General features: G+C 48.4%; 15 protein-coding genes and 1 pseudogene. 3 read left to right on the forward strand and 13 right to left on the reverse strand.

What is annotated here, in order from left to right:
* Positions 1 to 61 precede the first annotated feature (61 nt).
* The 7 genes and pseudogenes from HMPREF9944_RS06730 to HMPREF9944_RS06755 all read right to left on the reverse strand — a co-directional run bounded on the left by HMPREF9944_RS06730 (position 62) and on the right by HMPREF9944_RS06755 (position 12516).
* Entirely contained in the window at positions 62 to 1741 is a 1680-nt protein-coding gene (locus HMPREF9944_RS06730; protein WP_008565362.1) for a hypothetical protein, read from the reverse strand.
* Positions 1742 to 1781: 40 nt separating this feature from the next.
* Positions 1782 to 3623 (reverse strand): hypothetical protein, encoded by a 1842-nt coding sequence (locus HMPREF9944_RS06735; protein WP_008565363.1) that lies wholly within the window; start codon positions 3621 to 3623, stop codon positions 1782 to 1784.
* A gap of 40 nt (positions 3624 to 3663) precedes the next feature.
* Complete coding sequence (locus tag HMPREF9944_RS13510) at positions 3664 to 4704, reverse strand: RagB/SusD family nutrient uptake outer membrane protein (protein ID WP_406674629.1); 1041 nt, start codon at positions 4702 to 4704, stop codon at positions 3664 to 3666.
* A pseudogene (locus tag HMPREF9944_RS13515) lies at positions 4690 to 5376 on the reverse strand (RagB/SusD family nutrient uptake outer membrane protein); the annotation flags it as partial. The pseudogene HMPREF9944_RS13515 and the gene HMPREF9944_RS13510, both read right to left, overlap by 15 nt.
* Before the next feature lie 19 nt (positions 5377 to 5395).
* Entirely contained in the window at positions 5396 to 8545 is a 3150-nt protein-coding gene (locus HMPREF9944_RS06745; RefSeq protein WP_244861132.1) for a SusC/RagA family TonB-linked outer membrane protein, read from the reverse strand.
* 218 nt (positions 8546 to 8763) lie between these two features.
* Positions 8764 to 11241 (reverse strand): bifunctional UDP-N-acetylmuramoyl-tripeptide:D-alanyl-D-alanine ligase/alanine racemase, encoded by a 2478-nt coding sequence (locus HMPREF9944_RS06750; RefSeq protein ID WP_008565366.1) that lies wholly within the window; start codon positions 11239 to 11241, stop codon positions 8764 to 8766.
* A 645-nt stretch (positions 11242 to 11886) separates the two neighbouring features.
* Positions 11887 to 12516, reverse strand: a complete 630-nt coding sequence (locus HMPREF9944_RS06755) for a DUF4840 domain-containing protein (RefSeq protein ID WP_008565369.1) — start codon at positions 12514 to 12516, stop codon at positions 11887 to 11889.
* 212 nt (positions 12517 to 12728) lie between these two features.
* Here HMPREF9944_RS06755 and HMPREF9944_RS06760 point away from each other — a divergent pair, with 212 nt between their 5' ends.
* Genes HMPREF9944_RS06760 through HMPREF9944_RS06770 form a run of 3 tightly spaced genes read left to right on the forward strand, consistent with a single transcriptional unit; the run spans position 12729 to position 14938 of the window.
* On the forward strand, positions 12729 to 13298 hold the full coding sequence (locus HMPREF9944_RS06760) for an RNA polymerase sigma factor (protein ID WP_008565370.1): 570 nt from the start codon (positions 12729 to 12731) through the stop codon (positions 13296 to 13298).
* The gene (locus tag HMPREF9944_RS06765; RefSeq protein WP_008565373.1) at positions 13295 to 14503 is read left to right on the forward strand and encodes a porin family protein; all 1209 of its coding nucleotides are present in this window, start codon (positions 13295 to 13297) and stop codon (positions 14501 to 14503) included. Before HMPREF9944_RS06760 ends, HMPREF9944_RS06765 begins: the two co-directional genes overlap by 4 nt.
* Positions 14504 to 14518: 15 nt before the next feature.
* Positions 14519 to 14938 (forward strand): hypothetical protein, encoded by a 420-nt coding sequence (locus HMPREF9944_RS06770; protein WP_044113481.1) that lies wholly within the window; start codon positions 14519 to 14521, stop codon positions 14936 to 14938.
* An 18-nt stretch (positions 14939 to 14956) separates the two neighbouring features.
* Here the strand turns inward: HMPREF9944_RS06770 and HMPREF9944_RS06775 are convergent, their stop codons facing one another.
* The 6 genes from HMPREF9944_RS06775 to HMPREF9944_RS06805 form a co-directional block, all read right to left on the reverse strand.
* Positions 14957 to 15535, reverse strand: a complete 579-nt coding sequence (locus HMPREF9944_RS06775) for a manganese efflux pump MntP (RefSeq protein ID WP_008565375.1) — start codon at positions 15533 to 15535, stop codon at positions 14957 to 14959.
* Positions 15536 to 15593: 58 nt separating this feature from the next.
* Positions 15594 to 16448, reverse strand: a complete 855-nt coding sequence (locus HMPREF9944_RS06780; RefSeq protein WP_008565376.1) for a Cbp1 family collagen-binding glycoprotein adhesin — start codon at positions 16446 to 16448, stop codon at positions 15594 to 15596.
* Between the two features lie 6 nt (positions 16449 to 16454).
* Complete coding sequence (gene rsmI / locus HMPREF9944_RS06785) at positions 16455 to 17165, reverse strand: 16S rRNA (cytidine(1402)-2'-O)-methyltransferase (protein ID WP_008565377.1); 711 nt, start codon at positions 17163 to 17165, stop codon at positions 16455 to 16457.
* Positions 17166 to 17640: 475 nt separating this feature from the next.
* On the reverse strand, positions 17641 to 18423 hold the full coding sequence (gene lpxA, locus HMPREF9944_RS06795) for an acyl-ACP--UDP-N-acetylglucosamine O-acyltransferase (RefSeq protein ID WP_008565379.1): 783 nt from the start codon (positions 18421 to 18423) through the stop codon (positions 17641 to 17643).
* 101 nt (positions 18424 to 18524) lie between these two features.
* Positions 18525 to 19925 (reverse strand): efflux transporter outer membrane subunit, encoded by a 1401-nt coding sequence (locus HMPREF9944_RS06800; protein ID WP_008565380.1) that lies wholly within the window; start codon positions 19923 to 19925, stop codon positions 18525 to 18527.
* The gene (locus HMPREF9944_RS06805) at positions 19926 to 23198 is read right to left on the reverse strand and encodes an efflux RND transporter permease subunit (RefSeq protein ID WP_008565381.1); all 3273 of its coding nucleotides are present in this window, start codon (positions 23196 to 23198) and stop codon (positions 19926 to 19928) included.
* Between the last annotated feature and the right edge of the window lie 8 nt (positions 23199 to 23206).

Consider the following 23206-nt stretch of genomic DNA (forward strand, 5'->3'; position numbering starts at 1 on the left):
GGCCTCTTTCTTTCCACTTATCGTTCATAAGATGCATGGAAATCGCCAAGAAAAGGCATGGTCAGTTGACGTTGTCGGCATCAAAATCGATGTGCAAGACGCTCGCTTTCAACTTCGAAACATCGACAAGATCGGTTGCCAAGTCCTTGATATCGATGCAGAACACCTTGGCCCCTTCGGCCGCAGCAGCAGTCTCCATAAACACTTTATAGGTGCCGTCGCCCGTTACTTTGGCGTCATATTTGTCGCCCGAAAGGCTGCTCCAGTGGCTTGGGTCCCACGAATCGTCGGCAAATTCCAGTCCGGCAATATGCTGATATGGTGCAGATGACTTCAGGTTTCCGTTGATTCCCGCCAGCTTAAAGGTGACAACCATGTTCTTTGAAAACTTGATTTGGGCCGGGTTAACAGCCGGATGGGCCTTGGTTGCACCATATTCGTTATAGATTTCAATCCTTATGCGCCCGTTATTTTCAAGGTCTCCGACGACAAGCCGGTCTGAAAGCGGCGTCAAATGAGGGCTCTTTCGCACGGAACGGACACCCAATCCGAGGCTACGCAGGGAGAAACCGCTTGCCGCAGTGCCCGCTGTGAGCTTCAACGTGTGGCCGTAGTCCTTGACAATGTCATAGCTGCTGGCCGTCCAATAAAGCCCTTCCGTACCCGAATTATTCACGGTTTGGCCCTTGCGATAGCCCGTATAAGGCAGGAAGATGCTGTTGCCATTGGCGGCAATGAAGCGCATTCCCTTCACACCCTTCACGGTTTCTTCCTTCCGGGTGGTCTTGGCAATCAGTTCAGCCACCTGTTCTTCTGTCGGAATGGCCGATTTCAGGGAAGAAGGGCCATCGATATCGGCCGCCTTGACAATGTCGTTGCTGCCGTCAATCGGGTAATCGGACAGGTATTCGCTCTGTTTAAGGCCGGTAGGGTCGCCGAATGCGGCCAGCACACCGGTCTCTTGCTCGGCCTCTGCACCGATATTGCATTTCGCCCACATGACGGATAGGCCCAAATCCACGTATTCCATCACCTGACTTGCCGTTTTGAAGCTCTTGGTTTCACCATAGATGAGTCCGTCGCCCAATTGGAAATAGGACGTATAGTAATAAGTTTTGCCCGGAACAAGCCCCGTCAAGCGCTGCGAGACTGAGTTGCTGGTAGACAAGATGGGGAAATCTACGCCGTTCCGCACGCCATCTTGCGTGGCAGAAAGCTTGAAACCGTAGTGCATTTCCGTCTCACCTTCGACCATGATGCCGTCAAGTCCTGTCGTCACGGCCTTGACCGTAGCCTTCGTAGCCGTTATGTCTGCCGCATCAGCCGTACCAATTCGGGCGTCAGTAGTGACGAAACGCTTCACCTCGCCATAGGAGGTCAGCTTCCCGGCCAGCGTGACATAGGTGGCATAATAATAGGTATTACCTTTGGTTAGCCCCTGTAATGTTGTCGTCACAAGCCCATCTGCGCCCATTGTTCCTTGCACTTTGCTGCCAACAGCCTTGGGGTCAGGATCGGTTCCATATACGACTCCGACACTGTATGAGGCGGAATGCTGTCTTGAAAGGTCGAACACGCGTCCCGTGGTCGTGGCCGAAACGGCCGTAACAGTGGCACTTCCCGTTTCTACTTTCTTGATAATCACATCTGTTGCCACGGAATAATCATCATCGTCACCACAGGAAGACATGACGAAAAGCGAAGCCAGCAACACGATGCCTGCAATATCTCTTGGTTTCATAGTTCTGTTTGTTTGTTAATCTATACTTAATGACGTTCCCTTATGGCTCCATGACGTTGGTACCGCAGTCGAGTTTGACCTTAACAGTGATGACAACAGCGTCGGAGAAGTTGTAATATTGCTTGTCATCTTTCGTGTCTCCCCACGGATTCACCAGATAACGACGCGCCGTAGAGTGGTCGTTGTCGGCCGTTCCGCGGTTTATTGCCGTGTCATCAAACGGCACACTGCGGCCATCGACCTTGATACTGACAATCTTTACATCGCAGTTGTGGTGGTCTTTATACAATTTTGGAACGTCAAGATATACACCGTAGGCATCGGTCTGCTTGCCTTTGAGCGTGAATGTATAATTTCCATCGGTCGTAATGAACGTGGGAGCGCTCGACATAGCATTAAATCCCGAGTCGAAGATGTAGAGCTTGCCCGTGTAACGCTTCACATCAGCCGCTCCTTTCGTTTGTGCCACCCAATGATATCCCTGATATTGGAACCGTTGGCCTTGGTCGTCAACACACGATTTCCCTAACCAAAGATCTTTTAATGCCCCGGAATAGGCATCAGTGGACACGGAAAGGATACGCAGACTGTTGTCGGCATTCGCACTCATATTGAAGTTCGCCGCCAAGGCCGTGTTTCCCAATCCTTTAGAGAACGTGATGACACCCTCGTTGCTTAGCGTATAGGTGCCTTTCACTTGAGAACCATCGGGAGCCGTGTAGGTATAAGTGCGCGATTCGGCGTTCGTTCCGTAATAGATTACGAGTTTGGCGTCCTCAATTCCCGAGGCTGCCGTGAAAGTCAGGCCTTTTGGGGTGCCATCAAGATTGCAATAATCAAAAGCTGCACCTTGATCGTCTTTCGCCAACTTGTAGGTTATCTCGCGATTCGTGGGATTTTCAATCAAATTCTTCCAGCCTTCGATGAGCTTCGGCTGCACATCTGCGGTGCCAGTCCCCGGATTCGGTTTCCAATTATCCCAATATTCCTGCGAAACAAAATTGTAACACAGTCTGCAAGGCTTCTCGCTTGAGTTGTCACGCAAGGCAGCTATCTGCAAACGATCGTCATCTAAACCGAAAAGTGACAGGCTTGCACTCCAATTCGTCACTACCCCATCGTGCCCGGAATTGTGTAATAACTGCGCATCACTGAAGGTTATCGTATGATTTTCCGTATCCAGCATGTAAGTTCCACGCATGGTTTTTCCTGTTTCGGCATTATGAACCGTCACATGTGCCCCATCTTTCAGGTCGAACTCCATATATCCATAGTCCATGGGCCTCATCACCCAACCGTTTCCCGCAATGTCAGGAGTCCAATTCCAGCTGTCTCCGGCTATTTTTTGGCCCAACATCACGCTGTTCCAATTGTCATCAACGCCCCAGAACCCCAAAGGTCCGGCCCATAAATCAGTGTGTTTCGTCACGGTGTTGGCATCGATATCGAGTTTCCAACGCTTGGAATGGCCCACTCCACCACTGATTTTAGTCCACAAAGGGTCGTTGACAAAGCCGGCGAAGAAGTCTTTTACCGTGAAAGTTGCATACGGTCCCCACACAAAACCACCGCGTGTCTCGGCTCCCATCCTTATTTTATAGGTGCCACTGAAGGGAATCTTCAATGTCACTTCGCTGCTTTGGTAACGTCCTTGAGGTGTATCCATGATGACAGCGTAGCCACTTGGCAATAAACTTTTCACGATAACGATATTTGGATTTGACACATCGTGCTTTATTTCATAGGCAATACCTTCGACAAGGTCGTCGGATGACAAATCCTTTCCACCCAAACTGAAAGCATCGGGAGAGCAACCGGTCACCAAAAGCATCATGACAACGACTGCCAGCAAGTATATAGATTGTTTTGTCTTCATAATCATTCGTCTAAAAATGTTTATTCTATGCACTTATTTCACTGATTTACCAACCCGCATTCTGCTTAAGTACGTCATTACTTAACGTAATCTGTGACAGAGGTATCTGGCAGAAGCCGCGTTTCTTGATGATATTCTCAGCCTCAATGCTGATTCTTTCCCTCACACCACCACTCAACAGCACGGTATTATGCTCTGCAATCTGGTTTGCAGCGGCCCGTAATCCCTGCCGAAGTTGGTCCCAATATCTGATACCTTCAAAGGCGAACTCCCTTTGACGCTCCTTCCAGATGTTCTCTCTCGTAGGAGTAACAGCAACATAATTGCCATTTAGCGAACCATCGTCCTGTGTATAAGCACGCTTGCGCACTTCATTCAAATACTGTTGTGCCTTACTACTGCCCAATTCCGCAGCCATTAAGAGTACGTCAGAATAGCGAAGAAGAATCCAATCTTGATATTGAGAGATCATGAAATCGCCGGCCATGTCGCCTTGCAAGTAGGAAACCAACGACGTTGTCCCGTCTTCTGCCGTCATGTTTTTGCTGAGTGGAGTGTATTTCTTGATGGCATAGCCGGTGTACTCACGCTGGTCAGCAATGTAATTCTTTTCATAATCGCGCAGTTGTTGGCAATCTATGATTGAAGCTTGGCGGCGGGTGTCGCCCGGACCATAGACAGAAGCCTGCTTAGGATTGACGGTTAATGCGCCCCATCCCTGACCATAGCGATCGTAAACATTGGCTCCGGTTCGCATACCGAGGTTTACGACAAAACGGTTTCCATCGTTATTGCCGTTATAATCGGCCGTATAGTTGAACTTCATCGACAAAACTGTCTCCTTGTTTCCTACACCTGCATACGAAGACTTGTCCACCCAATGGTCAAGATACTTGCCTGTTTTGTCATCAGAAGCTGCAGGCCAGAGATTTTTGAATTGAGGTATCAGTCCATATTCGCCACTTTTGATTACTTCTTCGCAATAACTCAAGGCCTTTTCCTTTGTAAGTCCGCCGGGAACAGGCTTACCTTCATTATGATTATAATAGCCATCATAGAACAGATAGACGCGAGCCAGCATTCCCATTGCAGCATAACGCGTGATATGACCATCGTTCTTGGCAGCATCTGCCTTTGGATAGGCATTTGAAGGGATAGTTTCTGCAGCATAGGTAAGGTCTTTCACAATCTGAGCATAGACAGAATCCGGATCAGCTTGCGGGATATTGTCCTTAGAAGCATGTAACAAGAGAGGTATATGCTCCCATGTGCGCACCATATCAAAATAACATAGGCCCCGAATGGCATACGTTTCACCAAGATAGGTGGCGCGTGCTCGGTCATCATCCCATGCAATTCCGCCGGCCTTATCAATGAATTCGTTGCAGCGAAAGATGGCCGCATAATACGAAGCCCAAAGCGTATTGTGCATATCTGTGTAAGATGGCGCCTGATTCATATCAAAACGATCCAAAACCTGCGTGTTTCGACCATCTGTATTGCCCGTTCCTCCAAAACATTCATCGCTCATTGTCTCGGTAAGCTGATAGATAGTGAAGCTTGGTCCATCCGAAACTGTTCGCTGCCAACCGTCATAACAGGCATAAAGAGCACGCAAACCATCTTCCTGACTCTTGTAGTAATTTGCAGAATTGCTCTCTGTCTTCGACGTTACGTCAAGCCAATTGTCACCGCACGAAGAGAAAACTACGGCTGAAAACATGGACAAAACCGCCATTGTTATTATATTTGTTTTCATATTTAATGTCTTTAGCTAATTAGAATTTAAGATTTACGCCCACTAAAATCGTACGGGGACGGGGATAATAGCCAAGATCGATGCCTGAAGCCCAGCTATTCACTCCATATCCAATCTCCGGATCCATGCCATTGTACTTGGTGAACGTCAAAGCATTCTGAATTTGGAAGTACAAACGAGCCTGAGAGAACAACTGTGTATTGAGTATTTTCACGAAATCATAGCCCAACGTGATGTTACTTACACGTAGAAAGCTTCCATCATGAATGAACAAATCGGAGAACTGCCAGTTAATATTGTTCTCTGTTACACGAGGATACTTGTTGCTTGTGCCTTCTCCAGTCCACCGACTCAATACTTCGGTCGTGTAGTTCGCCGTTTTCGTACCAACATTCCTGTAAGCCTGTACGACATCATTGCCCACCATACCATTCGCAGTGACATTAAAATCGAAGCCTTTATAGTCAAAACCCAAGGTAAAACCATAAGTAAAATCGGGCATTCCATTGCCGAGGTTCACCTTATCAGCGTCATTGATGACCCCATTATGGTCAATATCGTAGTATTTCACGTCACCCGGCTGCACATCGCTCTGTAAAACACCGTTCCCGGCAGCTATCCAATCATTGATATCTTGCTGATTTTGGAAGACTCCTGCTGTCTTATAGCCCCAGAAATAGCCTATAGGACGCCCGTTACTGGCACGATAGAACTCCGTGGAATTATCATAAAGCTGCCCATTGCCGTCGGTTCCATGAATGATTCCGTCCTCCGTTGGAATGTTTCCTACCTCATTATGGTTATAAGCTCCATTGACATTGACGTAATAATGAAGGTCCTTACCAAGGCGATCGCTCCAACTTAAGCCCACTTCCACGCCGGTATTCTTTACGTCTCCACCATTAATATAAGGTGCACCCGTCCCGGCTGTAGCCAAAATCGGGGCAACTACGAGCCAATCTTTCGTCGTTTTGTAATACCAATCGAAGTTAATATTCAACCGACCGTCAATGGCTCGGGCATCAAAACCAAGGTCTATCTGCTCTGATGTCTCCCATTTCACCTTTTCATTTGCCAATCTACTCTCGTAAGCTCCATAGAATGGGGCCTGAGCGGCAGCACCATATTGATTACCGAACAGATAATAAACGCCAGCCGTAGTGATGGGAGATACAAACATCAGGTCTCCGATATTCTGATTGCCCACTTGTCCCCAGCTGACACGCAGTTTGAAATAATCCAAAATGTTGGCTACCGGCTTCCAAAAGCGCTCATTTGAAACCAACCACCCTGCACTTACAGAGGGGAAATAGCCCCAACGGTTTCCCCGCGCGAACTTACTTGAGGCGTCAGCACGCAGTGTTGCATTGAGCATATAGGTCTCTTTCCAATTCCAACCAGCACGTCCGAAGTAAGAAAACATGCGTTGTTTCAAAGCAGGAGCACCACTTGCACTCAGTCCGTCTTCAGGAGAAGAGGCGGTTCCATTGCTGATATAGGCGTGACTCCAATCATCGAAGCCGCTCTTTAGCTTACCTTGACCCGCACCTACGCCGATTCCACTAAACTGATAGGCCTCGGTTCCGACGAGCGCATTGAGACTATGCGCCTTCCATTTCCAACTATAGCTCAGCGTATTGGTCCATGTAAGCTGATGATTGTGGCTTGCATTCTGGCTAACACGCGTTTGATTGATATTCCGCGAATAGTCGCTGAACTCGTAAATGGGTGTGAAATTACGGTAATCTGAGCTATAATACTCGTAACCTACAACTGTTCGGAAGTGCAAATCCTTGAGCCATTCGGCATCGGCATAGACATTGGCACTGAAACGGGCCGCATTGTTCTCATTGTTGGTGTTGGTCATCATCAAACCGTATGGATTTCCCATCGCTTGGACATCTTGCCAATCCATGAACTTCGTGTTCAAATAAGGGCTCTTGTAGTTGTTCTTGCCATAGACGGGAACCAAAGGAGACATTCCAAAAGCTCCTTTTAAAGTGTTATTATAGGCATTTCCCACGGAAACACCGCGATTCTTCGTGTAGATAAAGCTCACCTGCTCACCTATTTTCAGCCAAGGTTTCACCTGCCAATCCGAATTGACACGGAAGTTATAGCGTTCATAGTTGCTGACATCCTTGCCGCCAACGATTCCTTCTTGGTTCATATAGCCGAGAGTGAGGGCATAATTCCCGGTTTTACTGCCACCTGTGACACCTATATTATAAGAACCCGTCTGCGCATTCTTCCGAAACATCTGGTCAACCCAATCGGTATCGACCACACTTCCATCTGCATTGTAAATGCTTTTATAAGCCGACCAATCGTAAGGCTGCTTGCCTGAGTTGATAGCCTGCTCATCAAGTATCGTCATATACTCATGCGCGTTGAGCATTTTAACCGAACGTGGTTTGTTCTGCCAGCCGACATACCCATCAAAACTGACGACTGCGCGTCCCTCCTTGCCGCTCTTGGTCGTGATGAGCACGACACCATTGGCCGATTGTGAGCCATAAATCGCAGCCGAAGCCGCATCTTTCAGTACATCGATGCTTTCAATGTCGGCCGGATTCAGCGAAGCAATGTCGCCACGTATCCCATCTATGATATAAAGTGGGTCGCTTCCGTTGATAGTTCCCATGCCGCGAATGTTCACTTTCAGCCCCGAACCGGGCTGACCGCTTTGCGAAATGATGGTCATACCGGGCGTTTGCCCCTGCAAGGCCTGCAAAGGATTGGAGGTATTCAGCTTTGCAATGTCGTCGCCTTTAACATTAATGTTGGCACCGGTGACGAGTTTCTTCTTCTGAACACCATAACCAATGACGACAACGTCGTTGAGGGAGTTGGCTTCTTCTTCTAATTTGATGACCAAATTGTCGCCGTTCACTTTCACACGTTGCGTGATAAAACCGATATAACTGACGACAAGCGTCTGCCCATCATTGGCCTCTATAGAGAAGTTACCATCAAGGTCGGTCACAGAACCACCCTGTTTGCCCTGCACAATCACGGTTGCTCCCAGCAAAGGTTCGTTGTCTGAGGCCGACAACACCTTTCCTGTGACCGTTTTGGCACAGATACTCGTTGTCCATAACAGCATGAAAGCCGTCATGACAACCTTGCAAAAGAAATCTTTGCTCCGCATAAGCGTCTTTTTCCTCATAGCTACTTTGTGTTTAGGTTATTGTTACTTTATCTGTATTCCATGATTTGCGACTATCGAAGTCATTCGTTTGCAAATTTAATTAAAACACGACAAAGCACTACGTCTTTATGTTTTCAACGTAGACACCAAAAGTTACGAAGACTGTATGAAATGTTTCTACAAACAGTATGATTTGTATCGAAACAGAACACCAAGCCCCATGTATAGGAAGAGCCTTAGTCTTGGAAATAAACGCGCTTGACACGGTTGCTGACGCCCGTCAACACCTCGTATGGAATGGTTCCGATGATGTCGCTAAGCACAGTAACCGGCAAGCGATCGCCAAAGATTTCGACGCTGTCTCCCTCTTTACAATCGATCCCGGTCACGTCGATCATAGCCACATCCATGCAGATATTGCCCACATAGTCAGCCTTTTGACCGTTGACAAGACAGTAACCACGGCGGTTACTCAAGTGCCGGTCGAGTCCATCTGCATAACCTATGGGTATAGCGGCTATCATACTGTCGCGCTCAAGAATGGTCTTTCGACTGTAACCGACGCTATCTCCGGCCGGAACCTTGCGCAACTGGAGTATCGTTGTCTTCAAGGTACTGACATTATCAAGGGTTTCATTGGTACGCGGATTGATGCCATAGAGTCCCAATCCCAGCCGACACATATCCATCTGGCGGTCGGGGAAGTGCTCAATTCCGGCACTGTTGTCCATGTGGAACAGGATTTTGTGGTCAAATACCGCTTGAAGTCTATCCGCCCCAAGCCTGAAAAGTTCGTATTGACGGGCACTGAAGTCGTCAAAATCATCACTGTCGGAACCAACGAAGTGGCTGAAGACCGACCGGGGAATGACTGCTGTCTGGCGTTTCAGCCGTTTGATGAGCTCATCCATGTCTTTTTGCGGGTCGAAACCCAGACGATGCATGCCCGTATCAAGTTTAATGTGGACGGGAAAGCCCGTGATGCCTTCTTTTTCGGCCGCTTTCACCAACGCATCCAGCAGACGGAACGAATAAACCTCGGGCTCGAGGTCGTAATCGAACATGGTTTTGAAGGCCGTCATCTCGGGATTCATGATCATAATGCTGCTCGTGATGCCGTTTTTCCGCAGGGTTACGCCTTCGTCTGCCACTGCAACAGCCAGATAATCCACGCGATGGTCCTGCAGTGTCTTGGCGATTTCAACGCTACCGGCACCATAGGCATCGGCCTTGATCATGCATACGAGCTTGGTTTCGGGCTTCATAAACGAGCGATAGCGGTTCAGGTTCTTCACAACGGCATTGAGATTAACCTCCAACGTCGTTTCATGCACCTTCCGAACAAGCAGTTCCGTCAGCCTGTCGAAGCCGAAACGCCGTGCCCCTTTGATGAGAATCACCTCGTCATGCAGCTGCTTAAACACATCGCTGCCTATCAGTTCGTCAACGTTGTCAAAGAAATACTCCTCGGACAGCTTGATGCTTGCGGCGTGTTTCTTTAGTTCTTCGCCTATGCCGATGAACTTTTCAACTCCTCGTTGCCGGCACAATCGACCCACTTCTTCGTAAAGTTCGTGCGTGGTCATGCCGCTTTGATAGATGTCACTCAACACAAGCGTGTGCCGACGTCCTTGATGATCGGGCCGACGGTTCATAAAATCGAGCGCAATATCCAGTGAATTGATGTCCGAATTATAGCTGTCGTTAATCAACGTGCAGCCATGACGCCCCTGTTTCACCTCCAAACGCATGGCAATCGGCTCAAGTTGCCGCATGCGCTCGCCGAGTTTGTTGGCCCCGATGCCCAATGTCAGCGCAACAATTGCGCAGGCAAACGAGTTATTGACCGATGCTTCGTCGATGAATGGCAAGGAATAGCGATGCTCTTCACCTTTATATATATAGGTGACCTCGGTGGTTTGCGCTTTCTTCTCTATCGCTTTCACGAAGAAAGGTGCACGCTTGTCGGCAACCGACCAGAAGAGACGCTCGCCCTTCAGGTCTTTTAGCTCGCTCACACAGCGACCCACCAGCTCGTCGTCGCCATTATAGACAACAACCTTGGCGTCGCGGAAAAGCTTCAGCTTCTCTTTACACTTCGCTTCCTTGCTGCTGAAGTTCTCTTGATGGGCGTCTCCGAGGTTCGTCAGCACGGCAATGGTGGGCTGAATGATGTCATGCAGGGCCGCCATCTCGCCCACCTGACTGATGCCGGCTTCGAAAACGCCCACCTGTGTGTGCTCGTTCAGCAGCCAAACACTAAGCGGAACGCCTATCTGCGAGTTGTAACTGCGGGGCGAACGCGTCACAAACAGGTCGTCACTCAGCAGCTGATTGAGCCATTCCTTCACCATTGTCTTACCATTACTGCCCGTAATGCCGACTATCGGTATGTTGAATTCGTCACGATGTCGCTCGGCCAAGCGCTGAAGTGCCTCCAATGTGTCGACCACCTTCAGGAAGTTGGCATCGGGATAGTCGGTCTCGCGATTGAACGGCACCTCCGTCACCACGAAATTCCTTACACCACGACGATATAACTCGGGAATATAGTGATGCCCATCATTGCGTTCCGACCGCAACGCAAAGAAAAGTGTCTCTTCAGGAAAACAAAGTGAGCGGCTGTCTGCAAGGATAAAGCCTATTCTTGCCACGTGTTCACCAAAACGACGCGCACCTATCAGTGTGGTTACTTTCTCAATAGTATATGTCATCGTGTATGATTTATGTTGTTGTTCTGACTACAAAATTAATGCAAACCAACGACATATCAAAATAAAAACGAGACGAATTCGATGCCCGGCAACAGTGAAATGCCTTCGCACATGCAGCATCTCGCCATCGGTTTTGCAAAAATCAAATCTCCGTTCTTAACACTTCGCGACCGAAGAAACTGTGAACGAGAAGCAAGCAAGATTGACCCTTGGCGGCCATTTTCACCTTTCTGCGATTCGGTTTCAACCGTCTTGCAAACCGGTTCCGCCCATCTTGCAATACTGTTTCAGCCATTTTACCGCGCAATCTTACCCATTTTACCGTGCAATATGGCTGAGATTGCACGGTAAAATGGGTGAGATTGGAATGCAGGATGTAAGTAGTTGATTATCAATATGGATTTGATGACATTTCAATAAGAAAGAACATGTGTCGGAAGCTACTCACCAACCGAAACAGAAATCGGTTTTCCGGGGCGCAATATGCGCTATTTGAAACGCAGGTGCACCATCAAATGAATGATGATACACCCGCGTTTGTTTCTTTTATGCCTGTTTCGGTCCGCTGTTCTCCGTCAGATGGCGGGGTATGTGGCCATAAACAAGGGCGCTATGTCTTGTCCGTTGTCAACGTCGCCGCACGGATTACTTGCCTTTGGGGCTGGAACTTGGAAGCGGAGCGCCATCGAAGACTAAGGCAACCGGCACTTGAAGGTAGTTGTTCGAGGCTGCATCCATCTGTATTGCGCCTGCAACAATCTGCATACGTACATTAGGTTTCTTGACAACCAAGCCGAAAGAAAAACGGTTGTTGATATAGAAATAGACGGCAACCTTATGGTCTTTGCCACCGAATTTCAGTGTAAACTCTTGCTTAACCGGGTTCAACAAGAAGCCTGCAGGGGCGAGCCGATAGTAGTTGGTCAGGCATTTCAGGTCTTTGTTGGGGGCCTTTTTCAATGCTTCTTTCAGGTCTTTGTCCTTCACATAGTTGGCAAATACACTCAAAGGGAAGTCTTTTATGAAGACCGTACTGTCGGTCATGATGTCCCATTTGATTTTCAATGTGTCGGAATTGTCCTTCGGATTCTTCTCATTCTTGGCCGGATAGATGAAATCGCCCGCGTAGTTGCCCTTCACTTCAAGGTAGGCTTGTTGCTTTTCTGCAGGTGTCAGCACCTTGGTATCATCGTTACCGGGGTCACAAGCAACGAACATGAGCGACAGGATTGCGAGGCAACCCAAGAAAGAAAGTTGTTTTTTAGATGTTTTCATTGTCTTTTTGAATTTAAAAATTAATCGTATCTTTGCCCTATAAAGTGCATTAAGCGCATAAACTTGCCTGACGTTTGGTTAAGAAAGGTTAAACATTGAAAGTTGAGGCAAGCTATCCGCTTCTGTGTATTTAATAGGTGAAACGAGGAAAACGGCAGATATAAGAAAACAACGGAAATGACGTTCTAAGAGTAGATAGGGTTCACTGCGGCATGAAATTATTCACTACAGACAAGGAAGAGGCCATTGTTCGCAAGTTAAGCAGGGGAGATGCCACTGCCATAGACTTGCTATATGCGACGTATGCTCCCCATCTGACAGCGGTATGTGCCCGCTATATCCCTCGAAAAGACGACATGGAAGACGTCTTACAAGAGGCTTTTATCAAGATGTTCAGCAATGCTTCGGGCTTCAATTACCGTGGAAAAGGGTCGCTAAAAGCCTGGGCTACGCGCATAGTCATCAATGAATCGCTGCTCTTTCTACGCCGAATAGCAACGTCAGGTATGGTGTTTACAGACAAAGACCTGCCCGATCAGACCGATGAAACGCCCGATGTGAGCACGCTGAATGCCGAGGAAATAACGGCCATGATAGGCCGGTTGCCGCCGGGTTACCGCATGGTTTTCAACCTATATGTGGTGGAAGGAATGAGTCATCAGCAGATTTCGGAACTGTTAGGCATCAAAGTTGACACCTCGGCCTCGCAACTTCACAAGGCGAAGGCAATGCTTGCACGTATGATTAAAGAACACCGGAAACAACAAGAACAGCGCGTATGAAGAATTGGACAGACGACATCAGACAACGCTTGCAGGGACATCGACAGGCGCCTCCGCAAGAATTGCTCGACAATATCAAGGCCGAGCTGCAGCGTCGCGGCCTTACGCCGGCGCATTCTTCGCAAACCACCCACGTCGGAACGGGTAAACTGTGGTGGGCGGCAGCCTGCTTGACGGCCGTTATCGCGGGTGTGGGCGTGTGGTGGCTGCAGCATTCGGAGCCAACGTCAATGCCGCTCACGGCCCAAAAGCAGGCCGTGACCGACCAACCGACACAAGTTCTTGAGCAAGTGGCCGACTTGCGACAGCAAAACCTGCGGCAACGGCTTGCTGTATGGGCCGGCAAAGAGCCCATAAGGCCCATAGCGGCCCGGAACGTGCAAGAGGTTAAAGCTGCTTCGGCCGTGAATTCCGTGCCTACAGAGCCGTTTTCGGTCGCCTCGACCACCGAAACAACGGTGCAGCCCCCTGAACAAAGGCCTGCAAGACCAGCCCGACGGCCCACTAACGGCCCTGCGAATATCCCCTCACACCCGGCATCTCGCCTCGCTCACCGCCTGTCATGGAGTGCCTATACCGAGGGAACCGGTCTTTCAAACAGTGGCGGAAACGGCCTGCATGGGAATGAACGGCTGCTGAATGTCATGCTTCGGGAGCCCAATGGCGAAAAGCCGATAGCCGCACCGGGCTATCATGCATTACAATATCATCATCGGCAGCCCGTGAAAGTGGGGCTTTCCGTCGGCTATCGCATGGGTGAAAGGTGGTCGGTTCACACGGGTTTGACCTATAGTTACATGTCGGCCGACGTCAATCTGACGGGTTCGGAGTCGGAAAACGGGCTGCAACGCCTGCATTACGTAGGCATTCCGCTGGCCGTAAGCTATGGATTATGGCAACACAAGCAGCTTCGTGTCTACGCAACGGTAGGAGGTGAGGTCGAAAAATTGGTCAACGGACAGTTGAAGTTCACGCAGGTATCGGCGCAAGAGCAGCAACATTCGGAGACAATTTCGCTCAAAGAGCATCGCTTGCAATGGTCGGTCAACGCGGCGGTTGGCTTGGAATACCGGCTCACCAAGCAGCTTCATCTGTATGCGGAGCCGGGTGTGAGCCACTATTTCAACAATGGAAGCGATCTACAAAACAGTTATAAGGATAAACCTACGGGCTTCCAACTGCAGATAGGAGTAAGAATCAAATAACCAAAACAAAGGAATATGAAAAAAATTATCATGTTGTTGTGTGCCGCTTTTCTGTTGATGGGCTGCACAAAGAGTCAAAAAGCCGTTGAATATCAGGTGGCCAAGAACTACTTTTTCGTCAATAATTCGCCGCGTTCCATGTCATTGAAGATGACAACGGAGCTGGAATTCGGTAAGTATTTCGGTATGGCTGCTTTCATGGGTAAGGACGGTCAGCCGACAGAAATAGACTTTAAGAAGCAGTTTGTCATTGCAAAAGTGCTGCCGGAGACCGACACTCTGACCCATATCACGCCGCTTTCGCTGACGGAAGAGGGGAAAACGTTGCGCTTGAAATGCAAGATTACACGCGGAAAGAAGCAATCTTATACAATGCAACCGTTCGTTCTGCTCATCGTTGACAGGAAGTATATTGACAAAGAAGTGACGGAATAAGGCCCGAAAAGCGGGACTTTATTCACAAAGATGCGAGACAAGCACCTTAATGCCAATGGCAATGAGGATAAGTCCACCCAACAATTCGGGCTTCAGCCTGCGTTCTATCGGCTTACCGAAGTGGGTTCCAAGGTACATTCCGGCGACAGACAGCATGAAAGCGGCCAACCCAATGACGAAAAGTGGGTAGGCAAGCGTCGCAATGTGCCTGAAACCCATGCATGCAAACGATATTCCTATGGCCAAAGCATCGATACTTGTGGCCACAGCCAACATCAGTTGCGTCTTCAATGTGTGTGGGTTCATCGAGTGTCGTTCGGCAGGAAGGAACGCATCCCTAATCATTCTGCCTCCCAAGAAAGCCAATAAACCGAAGGCAATCCAATGGTCCACCTCTTCTAAATAGTGGGCAAAGAGACTGATTCCAAGCCAACCAGCCAACGGCATCAGTAGCTGAAAGAGCCCAAAAAGCATGGCCATGCGGAGCGTAATGGGCCAAACAAACTGCTTGACGATAATGCCGCACGTCATTGAAACAGCGAAACAATCCATGCCTAAGGCTATGGCAAGAAACCAAATATCGAGTTGACTGATCATAAATACATGAAAAAGCTCCCCTTTCTGATGTAAAGGGGAGCCTTATCTACCTTATTTTTTATTTCACTTGAATGACCAAGAACTTGCTTGTGCTCCAGAATAGCTGTGGATTTGTAATGTTCAAGGTGTATTGTTTGTTGACATCACGGGTCAAAGTGTAGCTACTTGACGGGTGAAGCGTAAGGATCTTGACCGACTTGGAATACAGTTTGACGGTCTTATCCACGCGGATATCAATCTTCGTAAAGTAGTTCTTGTTGAAGTTTCCCTGCAACACTTTGCCGTCGGCAATAATACGTTGCTCCTTCAACTCAGCCTTTGTGCCGAACACATACCATGCTGTATTGAGCTGTTTGTCCTGCGCATTGATCGTTGCTGTCTTCTGTGCGCTCTCCGTTGTCAGGTGACTTACGTTGGAATTCAGGTTGTTTATCGTCTCATCCAGCTCGCCGATGTGAATGTCTTTGGCGTCCAATTCGGCGCGAAGTTGCTGCATTTGCTGGTCTTTCTCGTCCAATTGCTTCACCAAATTGTCTATGGTTGACTTGAGTTGTGTGCCTTTTAGCGAACTTGTTGACAGCTGTTGACGCAGCTTAGTGATGAGTTCTCGGTTCTTTTTCATGCGCTCTGTGATGAACTTAATGTTCTCTCTTAGCACCTGTTTGCTATTGTTTCCCTCGCCATCCTTGGCTATCGTGACGCGGTTTTCGGCCTCGTTAATCTGACGAAAGCCCTCTTGAACCTCGTTCATCAGGCCCACCATGTCGTTGATTTCCGTATCTTTCTGCGCAAGAATCTGCTTTAATGAGTCGGATTGTTCAACACTTGCAAGATGGTTTTTCGCCTTGTCTTGATTACAACTTGTAAGAGCCAGCAACACTACACCAGCTGTTACGAACAATAATTTCTTCATAATTCTTCACTCCTCTAATTTTGATTTCTGATCTTTATTCTTTTTTATACTTCGTCCCGCCAGCACGATAACGATCTCACCACGCGGGTCTGTTTCCGTAAAATGGGTTATAACGTCTTTCAAAGTGCCCCTCACATGCTCCTCATGCACCTTGGATATCTCTCGCGACACGCTCACCCGGCGGTCTTCGCCGAACACTTCGGCAAACTGCGTCAGCGTTTTCACGAGGCGATAAGGCGACTCATAGAACACCATTGTGCGCGTTTCGTCCTGCAATGCGAGCAGATGTGTCTGCCGACCTTTCTTCTGTGGCAGGAAACCTTCAAAGCAGAAGCGGTCGCACGGCAGCCCCGATGACACCAAAGCTGGCACGAATGCCGTTGCACCGGGAAGCGTTTGGACTTCTATTCCGGCTTGGGAAGCCTCGCGAGACAGGTAAAAACCGGGATCACTAATGCCCGGAGTACCGGCGTCACTCACCAATGCTATGGTCTCACCTGCCCTTAATCGCTCCACAATTCCTTGTGCCGTTCCATGCTCATTGAACTTATGATGTGCCATCAAACGGTTCTTGATGTCGAAGTGTTTCAGCAAGATTCCCGACGTACGGGTGTCTTCTGCCAGCACAAGATCGGCTTCTTTCAATATCCGAATGGCCCGAAGCGTCATGTCTTCCATGTTGCCAACGGGCGTAGGCACAATGTATAACGTTCCCATATTCAGTCACAAATATATACAATTCTCCAAGATGTGCAAAATAAAGCGGGGCTTCTTTGCAATTTTTAAAATATAAACTGGCAAGTGGTAAGATTTGTTTTTTTTCATACTTCAAGGCTTACAAACTGTCATTCAGGCCCATATTGCCGCCCGATATGCCCATGCTTGCTTCGCAAGAGCCATGAGGGAGCCGACCATGATGAATGACCTCGGTTTGCAACATGACCCATTTTACCGTGTAATCTCACCCATATTAGCCGCTAATCTCACCCATTTTACCGCGCAATATGGCTGAGATTGCAACGCAAGATGTAAACGGTTGATTATCAATCTCCAAACTATGCTTTCCCGATTGACCCATGCTGTTCGCTCTCCCCTCCTGCGGAGGGGTCGGAGGAGGCTCCCTCTTGCATCAAAAAGGGGCTTGCCTCACGGCAAACCCCTCCCCAAATACAGAGTTAAAGCATAGGTATAGCTATATTTTACTAATGATTCCGGCTTGCGTTGCCTTGAGAAAAGCAACGATGTTTCGTATTTCCGGACCGTCGGGCACTTGGTCTTCGATCTGCCGAATGGCGTCGAACAGACTCGTTTGTCCATGGAATACCAACCGATAAGCATTGGCTACGTGCTTCCGAACCTTCTCTTCTATGCCGTTAGCGTCCATCATCACCGTGTTAGGACCGCCATAACCGACGGGCTTTCCGCCTGCAATAACGTAGGGAGGAACGTCTTTCGAGAAGGTCGTTCCGGCCTGAATCATGGCGCAACATCCCACACGTGTCTTCGCATTTTCAATGACACTGGAACTGAAAATGACGTTATCTTCGATGCAACAGTCGCCGGCTATCTTCGTTCCATAACCGAAAACGCAGTGGTCACCCACCACAGTATCGTGGGAGATATGGGCACCTTCCATCAAGAAATTACCGTTTCCGATGACCGTTTTACAGCCTTCATGCGTTGCACGATTGATGACTACGTTCTCTCTTATGATGTTATTATCGCCGATAACAAGCTCACTTTGCTCGCCACAGAAGTTGAAATCCTGCGGCAAAGCAGCAAGGACTGAACCCTGATGTACCTTATTGTTGTTGCCCATACGCGTGCCGTTGAGAATGCTCGTGAATGGGAAAACGACGCAATTGTCGCCGATCACCACGTCATCCTCAATGTATGCGAACGGGAATATCTTACAGTTGTCGCCGATTTTTGCCTTAGGCGACACCTCTGCTCTTGGATTTATTTCACTTGACATAGCTGTTAATGTTGAATGATGAATGTTGAATGTGAAGTTATTTTAATGCAGAATGAGGAATGTTGAATGTGAAGTTGATATTCCATATTCCTCATTTCACATTACTTAGCTCCCCCTCCTAAAGCACTGTAGAGGTTGACCACGGCCTGCATCTTGCTGAAATCGTCGGCCACTTTGGAGAGTTCGACGTTGAGAAGAGTGCTCTGTGCGGTGATGACTTCAAGGTAAGTGCTGCCTGCACTGGCCATCAAATCCTTGGTATCGTCCACGTTTTTGCGGAGCACCTCAATCTGTTTGGCCTCTACTTTCGACTTTTCTTCGGCGCTGTTATACTGCACCAAGGCGTTACTTACCTCGCTTCCGGCTGCCAGAATGGCGTTCTGCCAAGTGTTATATGCCTGCTCATATTGAGCTTTGGCTACCTTTAAGCCAGCCACAAGTCGGCCATTTTGGAAGATAGGTTGCGTGAGAGAACCCACCGCAGTGAGCAACCATTTGCCCGGATTCACGATACCCATGCCGCTATTATTGGTGAAAGCACCGACAGCATTGATGTTAAGTCCGGGGTAAAATCGGCTGCGTGCGGTCTCCACATTATAGAAACACTGGGCCAAAGCCATCTCGGCAGCATGCACATCTGCCCGGTTTTTGAGCAGTTGAACACCCACTCCGGTAGAGAATTCGGTCGGAAGACGCTGGTCTTCGAGCTTGCCTCGGCTCACTGTTTGGGCCTGTTGGCCTATCAAAAGCGAAAGAGCATTCTCGGTTTCCCGCAGCTGTCGCTTGATATCCACCTTCTGAGTAAGCACCGAATAGTAGTTGGATTCGGCCCTTTGGACAGCCGTTGAGCGCACTCCGATGACTGCATCTTTCTGCAAAAGCATGATGTCCCAGGTGTCTTTCGTCAGCTTTTCCATGTCTGTCACCAGCTCCATTTGCTTGTCAAGCATCAGCAATGTGTAGTACATATTGGCGATGTTGGCAATCAACTTGGTCTGAACCGACACCTGATAGTCCTTGCTTTGCAGCATTGCCACCTGTGCCGAGCGTTTCGAAGAGAGCAAGGTTCCGAACAAATCCACGTTCCAGCTTGCGTTAACGGGCAGGCTATAAATCTTCGATGCGGGGTTTCCGTCCCACGAAGAGATAGTGCCTTGGGGCGTAAAAGCAAACGAAGGGAGGAACGAAAGCTTGGCAGCTTTGAGCTGAGCCTCGGCCATCTGCACGCTTAAAGCAGCGTTGAGGAGATTCGGATTGTGGGCCAATCCCTTCTCGATGATCCCTTGTAACTGCGGATCGGTAAAGACTTTGCGCCACGGAATGTTGGCGAAACTCGACGTATCTCTGACAGCCAGCGTGTCACGGTCGGCCATAGCGTCGCGGAACAAGCCTGAAGTGTTGACCTCGGGACGCTCATATTTGCCGTAAAGGCTTTTGCAACCCGTCAGCAAGATGGTTGCAAATGCCATGAGCAATAGCGTTTTATTCGTTTTCATTATCATTCAGATGTTATGTTTTTGTGGGGTTACAGCACCGTTACTATGGGCATATTGCGCCTGTTCGGTGGCTGCTTCCTCGTTCAATTCGTCTTCAAACTTCAGCGGAGTAAACTTCTCCTGCAACCATTGGAAAGCCGCAAACAGAGCCGGAACGACGAAGATTTGGCACAAGGTACCAATCAACATACCGCCGACGGCAGCTGCTCCGAGGGTTTGATTACCGTTCTTTCCGACGCCACTTGCGAACATCAACGGCAGAAGACCAATGACCATGGCCAGCGAAGTCATCAAAATCGGACGCAAACGTGCGGAAGCTCCGAGGATAGCACTATACTTAATGGCCATTCCGGTGCGTCGTCTTTCAAGCGCAAACTGCACGATCAAGATGGCATTCTTGGCCAAAAGACCAATCAACATGATGAGCGAAATCTGCATATAGATGTCGTTGGAGTGGCCAAAAAGCTGCGTAAAGAGGAACGCTCCAGCCAATCCGAATGGGATAGAGAGCAGTACCGACAACGGAAGAATATAGCTTTCGTACTGCGCACTCAAGATCAAATAGACGAAAATCACGCAGAGCACGAGCACAATGGCCGTGGTATTACTGCTTTCGGCTTCTGATCTTGTCAGTCCGGAATACTCATATCCGTAGCCTTGGGGCAGCGTATTCTTTGCCACTTCGGCTATAGCTTCCATGGCTTGTCCTGTAGAATAGCCCGTAGCTGTGGTCACACTGACATTAATAGCCGTGAACAAATTGAAGCGAGCAATGTTGGATGGACCGTAAACACGCCTTAAACTGCAGAACTCAGAGACTGGAGACATCTTCCCACTTGCTGTGCGTACGTAGATATTACTCAGCTGTTCGGGACGTAATCTGTCGTTAGGTGCGGCCTGAATCATCACACGATAGAGCTTACCATAGGCGTTGAAGTTAGACGCATACATTCCTCCAAGGTAGCCTTGCAACGTAGATAACACCACAGTTGGGGAGATTCCGGCTTGCTTTGTCTTAGCAACATCTACGTCAACCATGTACTGTGGATAGTTTGGATTATATGTTGTCATGGCCTTTTGAACCTCAGGTCGCTTGTTCAACTCCTTGAGGAAGTCCTGCGTTATGGTGAAGAACTTGTTCAAATCTCCACCAGTTTTGTCCTGCATGGTCATCGTAATACCATTCTGAACAGAGAAACCCGGAACCATAGGAGGGCCAAATGCCAAGATTTGGGCATCTTTAATAGAAGCCGTTTGCTTGTAAATCATACCCAAAACAGAATTGGCTTCCAGCGGATTTACAAACAAAGCCATCAGATCACCCTGTGAAATCGCATTCTTGATACGGGTGAAGAAGCCACCAGAACGCTCATCAAAAGGCTTCAACTTGATGATGAAAGTAGCCTGATCCGACCCTTGTCCGGCAATGAAGTTATAGCCAATAATCGCTTCGCGCCGCTGAATGGCAGGATTACTTGCCAGCATCTTATCTACTTCGTTAACGATTTCAACCGTTCGTTCCTGGCTTGTTCCCGGATTAGCCGATATCATTATGAACAGCGTTCCCGTATCTTCATTGGGCACAAGCCCTGTTTTTGTGGTCGCCATCGTAATGATCAAAGCCACTATTCCCACTGCAACAGCAAGCGAAGCCCATAGCTTATGGTTGATGATACGGGTGACACCTTTCTTATATTTCTCTGTTGTTTTGTCGAAAACACGGTTGAAATTGCTGTGGAAACGACGTACGAAGTTCTTGTTAGTCTCGTCTTTTTCTTCGTCATGTGGCTTCAATAGGATAGCACACAAAGCCGGAGAGAGCGTCAAAGCATTGAGGGCTGAGATGACAATCGATAGCGCCATCGTCACACCGAACTCGCGATAGAAGGTTCCGGACGTTCCTCCAAGGAAGGAAACCGGCACAAACACGGCCGCCATTACTAAGGTAATGGAAATGATTGCGCCCGATATTTCATTCATTGCATCAATAGATGCGCTCATAGCATCCTTGTAACCTTGGTCTAATTTGGCGTGAACAGCCTCGACAACTACAATGGCATCGTCCACAACAATAGCGATAGCCAACAGCAAGGCTGAAAGAACAAGCAGGTTGATTGAGAAGCCGAAGACCCAAAGGAAGAAGAAAGTACCAATCAATGCCACTGGAACAGCAATCAAAGGTATCAGTGTCGAGCGCATATCCTGTAGGAAAATGTAGACCACAAAGAACACCAATGCCAACGTAATGAACAGCGTTACTATCACTTCTTCAATGGAAGCAAAGAGGAATTCCGTGGTATCTTGTTCGATGGTATACTCCATTCCGGGAGGGAAACTCTTGCTGGCTTCTTTCAAAGCTGCCTTTACATCCGTGGCAATATCGGTCGCATTGGAACCTGCAATCTGGTTAACCATACCCAAAACTGCAGGCTGTCCGTTGTTATTCAGCTTCACATTGTACATCAATGAGCCTAATTCTACCTTGGCAATGTCCTTTAATTGCAATGTCTGACCAGTCGTTGAACTGGTCAAAAGTATGTTCTCAAACTCCGTAGCACTCTTCAAACGACCTTTATATCTCAATGCATATTCGTAGGCAACTGACCCATTTTCGCCCAAAGAACCAGGGGCTGCTTCGATATTTTGCTCTGCCAATACACCCATAATATCTGAAGGAACGAGGCCATACTGCTTCATTTTGTCGGGCTTCAACCATATTCTCATGGAATAAGTCTCTGTTCCCGGCGTCTGAACATCACCTACACCTTTGATACGTTTCAGCAGAGGAACAATATTAATATTGTTGTAGTTGGTCAGGAATTGCCCATCATATCGACCGTCTTCCGTGGTCAATGAATACATGATTACATTGGAAGACTGTCGCTTGGAGACCGTAACACCCACGCGAGTCACCTCAGCTGGCAACAAAGCCTGAGCCTGTTGAACACGGTTCTGCACGTTGACAGCCGCCATATTCGCATCAGATCCCTGTTTGAAATACACGGTAATCATCGCCATTCCCGCATTGGTTGCGGTGGAAGACATATAGGTCATGTTCTCCACACCATTGATACTCTCCTCCAACGGCGTAATAACAGAGTTCAAAACTGTCTGTGCATCGGCTCCCGTATAGCTGGTCATCACCGATATGGTAGGCGGTGCGATGTCCGGATACTGCTCGATAGGCAGCGAAACCAGACCTATAGTACCCAGCAAGACGAAGAAGATGGATATCACCGTCGATAATACCGGGCGCTTGATAAAGTTTGTAAATGTCATAGTTCTTC

This window comes from Segatella maculosa OT 289, assembly GCF_000243015.1.
Lineage (GTDB): Bacteria > Bacteroidota > Bacteroidia > Bacteroidales > Bacteroidaceae > Prevotella > Prevotella maculosa.

Bases quoted from the DNA above. Each gene is read 5' to 3' on its own strand.
- HMPREF9944_RS06755 (WP_008565369.1), bottom strand. From the start codon at position 12,516: ATGAAAACATCTAAAAAACAACTTTCTTTCTTGGGTTGCCTCGCAATC.
- HMPREF9944_RS06775 (WP_008565375.1), bottom strand. From the start codon at position 15,535: ATGATCAGTCAACTCGATATTTGGTTTCTTGCCATAGCCTTAGGCATG.
- HMPREF9944_RS06760 (WP_008565370.1), top strand. From the start codon at position 12,729: ATGAAATTATTCACTACAGACAAGGAAGAGGCCATTGTTCGCAAGTTA.
- HMPREF9944_RS06745 (WP_244861132.1), bottom strand. From the start codon at position 8,545: ATGAGGAAAAAGACGCTTATGCGGAGCAAAGATTTCTTTTGCAAGGTT.
- HMPREF9944_RS06765 (WP_008565373.1), top strand. From the start codon at position 13,295: ATGAAGAATTGGACAGACGACATCAGACAACGCTTGCAGGGACATCGA.
- HMPREF9944_RS06750 (WP_008565366.1), bottom strand. From the start codon at position 11,241: ATGACATATACTATTGAGAAAGTAACCACACTGATAGGTGCGCGTCGT.
- HMPREF9944_RS13510 (WP_406674629.1), bottom strand. From the start codon at position 4,704: ATGGGAATGCTGGCTCGCGTCTATCTGTTCTATGATGGCTATTATAAT.
- HMPREF9944_RS06805 (WP_008565381.1), bottom strand. From the start codon at position 23,198: ATGACATTTACAAACTTTATCAAGCGCCCGGTATTATCGACGGTGATA.
- HMPREF9944_RS06780 (WP_008565376.1), bottom strand. From the start codon at position 16,448: ATGAAGAAATTATTGTTCGTAACAGCTGGTGTAGTGTTGCTGGCTCTT.
- HMPREF9944_RS06735 (WP_008565363.1), bottom strand. From the start codon at position 3,623: ATGATTATGAAGACAAAACAATCTATATACTTGCTGGCAGTCGTTGTC.
- HMPREF9944_RS06730 (WP_008565362.1), bottom strand. From the start codon at position 1,741: ATGAAACCAAGAGATATTGCAGGCATCGTGTTGCTGGCTTCGCTTTTC.
- lpxA (WP_008565379.1), bottom strand. From the start codon at position 18,423: ATGTCAAGTGAAATAAATCCAAGAGCAGAGGTGTCGCCTAAGGCAAAA.
- HMPREF9944_RS06770 (WP_044113481.1), top strand. From the start codon at position 14,519: ATGAAAAAAATTATCATGTTGTTGTGTGCCGCTTTTCTGTTGATGGGC.
- rsmI (WP_008565377.1), bottom strand. From the start codon at position 17,165: ATGGGAACGTTATACATTGTGCCTACGCCCGTTGGCAACATGGAAGAC.
- HMPREF9944_RS06800 (WP_008565380.1), bottom strand. From the start codon at position 19,925: ATGATAATGAAAACGAATAAAACGCTATTGCTCATGGCATTTGCAACC.